This window comes from Vibrio makurazakiensis (assembly GCF_050337375.1).
In the GTDB taxonomy this organism is placed as follows: domain Bacteria; phylum Pseudomonadota; class Gammaproteobacteria; order Enterobacterales; family Vibrionaceae; genus Vibrio; species Vibrio makurazakiensis.
The window spans coordinates 1-4,152 of sequence record NZ_JAKJSW010000288.1 but is presented as its reverse complement, the minus strand read 5'-3'; the positions used below and the strand labels follow the sequence as shown (position 1 = coordinate 4,152).

At 38.7% G+C, this 4,152-nt stretch carries 4 protein-coding genes; 1 reads left to right on the top strand and 3 read right to left on the bottom strand.

The features are described 5' to 3' along the window. Positions 1 to 1,711, top strand: a 1,711-nt coding sequence (locus tag L4C33_RS20085) for a phospholipase D-like domain-containing protein (protein WP_428814172.1), incomplete at its 5' end; no start/stop codon positions are given. An 87-nt stretch (positions 1,712 to 1,798) separates the two neighbouring features. On the opposite strand, the gene L4C33_RS20080 is transcribed toward L4C33_RS20085, so the two are convergent. From L4C33_RS20080 to L4C33_RS20070, 3 genes are all read right to left on the bottom strand, one after another. After that, positions 1,799 to 2,338, bottom strand: a complete 540-nt coding sequence (locus L4C33_RS20080) for a DUF3332 family protein (protein WP_428814171.1) — start codon at positions 2,336 to 2,338, stop codon at positions 1,799 to 1,801. 257 nt (positions 2,339 to 2,595) lie between these two features. Then, positions 2,596 to 3,057, bottom strand: coding sequence for a hypothetical protein (locus tag L4C33_RS20075; protein WP_428814173.1), 462 nt, complete (start codon positions 3,055 to 3,057; stop codon positions 2,596 to 2,598). A 4-nt stretch (positions 3,058 to 3,061) separates the two neighbouring features. Beyond that, entirely contained in the window at positions 3,062 to 3,709 is a 648-nt protein-coding gene (locus L4C33_RS20070) for a winged helix-turn-helix domain-containing protein (RefSeq protein WP_428814170.1), read from the bottom strand. Positions 3,710 to 4,152 lie beyond the last annotated feature (443 nt).

The following is a 4,152-nucleotide window of genomic DNA, read 5'->3' as shown; positions in this document are numbered from 1 at the left end:
CAGTTCTTCTACAAATACAGTGCCCTTACATTCTGATCATTGGACTAAAGAGCATATGGAAAGCCGGCGCTGGAGAAGTGCTGAAGAGCAAGAAGTTGACTATATTAAGTTAGCTTCTGAAAACGCTCTCCCAGTCCAACCCGCTGAAGTTAAAGTGATTGGAACCAGTACAGAAAATGCGGTTGACAGTCTAGCGGCAAAAATCTATCTGATTGAAAATGCAAAATATACCGTTGATCTAACATACTACATCTATGCCGATGATCTGGCTGGTAGAGCGATACAAGGAGCTCTGTGTAATGCTGTTCAGCGTGGCGTCGATATTCGTATTATGGTTGATAGTTTAGGGTCATTCAGCATGAATAACTCTAATCTTAAAGGCCTGATGCAATGTGCCAATAACGCGGGTTTTGTGACAGACCAAACAGGTAAGAAAACTAATCAACAAGCCAGAGTTCAAGCAACGGTTTTTAATGCCCTGACTGATGGGGACTCTAAAATCAATAACCGCTCCCATGATAAGCTGTTGATTATCGATGGGGCCTACCCTAATAATGCCTGGGTAATGACTGGTGGCCGTAATGTATCGCTTCACTATTATGGGTTAGATGATAAAGGTAAGCGGGATAGAAGCGCCTTCAAGGATATCGAGATTATTGTTAGGCCTGTACAAGGAGCCACTGAAAAGACATCCCCTAGTCAATTAGCGGAGTACTATTACTCTGTTTTATTTTCTAAGCCTGGGAATAAAAAGCTTAGTACATTGCTTTCGTATAATAGGGACATGTCAGAGTTAAAGGCATCGCTATCTAGGTTAAAAGCATCGACGGTTTTTAATGCCTCTTATCAAAATATTCAAGCATACCTTTCTAGTGGATTTTCATTGGCAGAGACCAAATTCGCTCATGAATTAGATAACTTGAACGCGAGTGATGTGGTAGAGAAATACAGTGTGAATAAGAAAGCCAATTCAAACTCTATTAGTGGGTTGTTAGCTCGGCTGACTTATTCAGATAAAAGCATAAAGAACATAAGAGTGGTCTCGCCGTATTTATTTCTTCAATCGGATCTTTTTAAAGATGAAGGAGTACTAGAACAAGAACTCAATACGACTAAAGCGTGGCTAGACCAAGACCCTGAACGCTCTATTGAGATTATCACTAACTCTGTATTAACCAGTGATAACTTCTTTACACAAGCCGTTATCGATATGCATACCGTCCCAACAATGCTGATGCCGACTGAACTAAAAGAGCAATGGTTAGATGATGATTTGGAGAACAATGAACTTAATGAAGCATTTGTAAAGTCTGAAAGTTGGAAAAGTATAGCTAACCATCCTAGAGTCCATTTTTACCAGTTAGGTAAGAAAGACTCAGTGTTACTTGGTGGTAATAAACACTATGGTAAGTTGCATGCGAAGTTCTTGATATTTGACGATTACGCTTTTGTCGGAACGACTAACTTAGACTTTCGTTCATTGCTCTATAACAATGAGGTTGGGTTCTTTTTAAGTGGTGAGACGGTACTCAATGAGTTGAATGACGAGTTTGATTTACTCAAATCTTATTCGACTCGATGGGGGAGTGACGACTGGCTTAAAATGCGCCATTTACTACGAGAAGCAGGTGGGATGAAAGGAACAACCTCAAACAATCAGCGGGAGATATATTCTCTGCTAGAGTCTACAGGGCTAAAATATCAATTTTAGACTTATACGCCTAAAGCCATTTGGCTTTATTGAATACATGTAAAAACAGGCGCTACTATGCGCCTGTTTTTTAAAAGTAAGAGTCGTCTAGACTTGTTCTGCTTGTAATGTTTCTAATTGACTCATTGTAGTTTGCGAAACGAGTTCACCATTAATATAGTAGCTAATATCGTCACCATCACGAACACCTGTTAACACACCAGTGTCTCCGTTGTTATATACAATGTCCATTTGAACAGTATTTTCATCAATAGCCTTCATTTGACCGCTTTGGATCGCTCGGTTGTTCGAGATTGGCGCTATCGGCGCATCAGTTAATGATGGGTCTAGTTCGTCGTTTACTTTAAATTGTGTTTCTACATTTGAATCAAATACGTGTGGCTTACCGTTAATTGGGTTTTTGCCCGTCCAGAACTCTAATGAGTTGAATAGTGCGTAGTCGACTGCTGTTGTAATACCGTAAACGGGTGCAAGAAGTAAGTTGACGCCAGCTCTTGCATAGCGGTTGTCTACTACTTCCACGTTGAACTTCATAACTTTCCCTGTTACTGCGTTGCTACCAACACAGCCCGTTAGAGCTGATGCAAGAATGACTAGACCTACAGTTTTGACTAGAATCTTTTTCATGTTTAGTTTCCAAATATTAGTTTAAGTTATGTTGTTGCTTGGGACTAATTATGCGTGCGAGTCCACTTAGGTACTTACCATTTTGCGCCACAAAGGTTATTGAATTAAGTAAGATGCAAGGTAGAGAGGTAATTGGAAGTAGATTCTAGAACTGTAAAATTAAAAGCCTTTAGTTCTCACTAAAGGCTTTGGTAGGTGTTTTATTACTTAGTGTGTACTAGTAGGAAAGCCAACTAGCCTTTTACATAAGGTATATTTTATTGAGCGTAGTTAGAAAGCTCGCCACAAGCGACTTCTTTACAGAAGTGCATCATCGAATTTTGCCCCACCAGAATGAACTCATTACTGTTCAATGGTATGTAGTCCATAGAATCAGAAGATAAGACGGCTCCTTGGCTAACCATCACTTTTTCGTAAAACGTTAATTCTCTATTAGGTAATATTCTCTGATGACTATCTTCATCAAGAGAAATATCGTTTGGAGTTACTTGATAGGTTCCTGATGATGTGAACCCTACTTCTTTTTTAGAAACATAGAGTAAGTCATAACTATTATTCATTTTAAATTCAATGTTAATCGCCGACTGATTATAAATCACCAAATCAGACGGGGTAATAATAGTTGCTGGATTTGCTAGATAGTGTCCAGATAAATGAGTCTTAGGGTAAAGGCTAAGTAGGCTGCCAATAACCAAACCAGCAATTATTGTGAGCAATATTGATTTATTCACAACTAACTCCTTCAAAGTTTGAAGGAAAGCTTAACGATTTACCTTCATTATCTATAATTAGCTTTTTATCTTTATACTCATAGGCAGTGACGTTATATAATGTTTTAAATGTTAGCTCGTCGGCCTCTACGGTACATGATAAGTAATATGTCTGTAATACGCTTTCTTTGTTGTTGTTTTCTTGGACGGTACTAATACCAAAATAAGAAATAGCGACAGAAAGGAAAAATATGATAGGTAAATAAATTGAATTTTTCTTCGGGCTATTATTCTGCTCAATAATGACTTCTTGTTCTTTTTGAACTTCTAACTTTAACCCTTCAGTGACATCACCAGAGAATCGATAACCTTTTCCACGTTCAGTTACAATAATCTCTCCAGTTCTGTCTTCGAGCGCTTTTCTACATAGTGAAATGGTTTGCATCAAACTTCCATCTTCTACATATATCCCTTTAGATATCCATACTTTCTCAATTAATACTTGTCTAGAAAGCACCTCATTGGGGTGGTCCATAAAGTATTTAAGTAATTCAGATTCGTTGGAACCGATTGGGTAGGTGCGGCCCGTCTTGAGATGTTGGATTTCTCCCTCTTTTAACTTGACCTGTATTTCATCATTGATAGTGAATTCGGCGGACATTTTGTTCTCGATGATAACTGCGTACTAACTGAAATATAACAAATGTAGGGCGAAACACAAACAAACACTGGTGCTGTCCCTCATTAATCTAAGTACATAGTTCTAAAGGAACATTGTAGTTCAAATTAGGTTTTCTGATATATGTTTTTGAGGTTATTTGAGGCTGTTTAAGGTGCTGGAGTGCTGGTGATGTTAGATCCTAGGCACATGAAGCTGATTTAGTGGGTGTGGGCTAGTTGTCAAAGCTCTTACATAGTTTCGTGTGTCGATTAGAGGTGAGAAAGACAAGGCCCTTTAGTTTGACCGTCCGCAATAGACTCCATCGTAACGACCAGGTTATCCGTATTCATTCAGTAAACGGGATGTGTTCCCTCTTTTATGGAATGACTGAGCTTATGTCATGAGTCTTTAATTGCTAACTAATCCATCGAAAACGCTTAGAT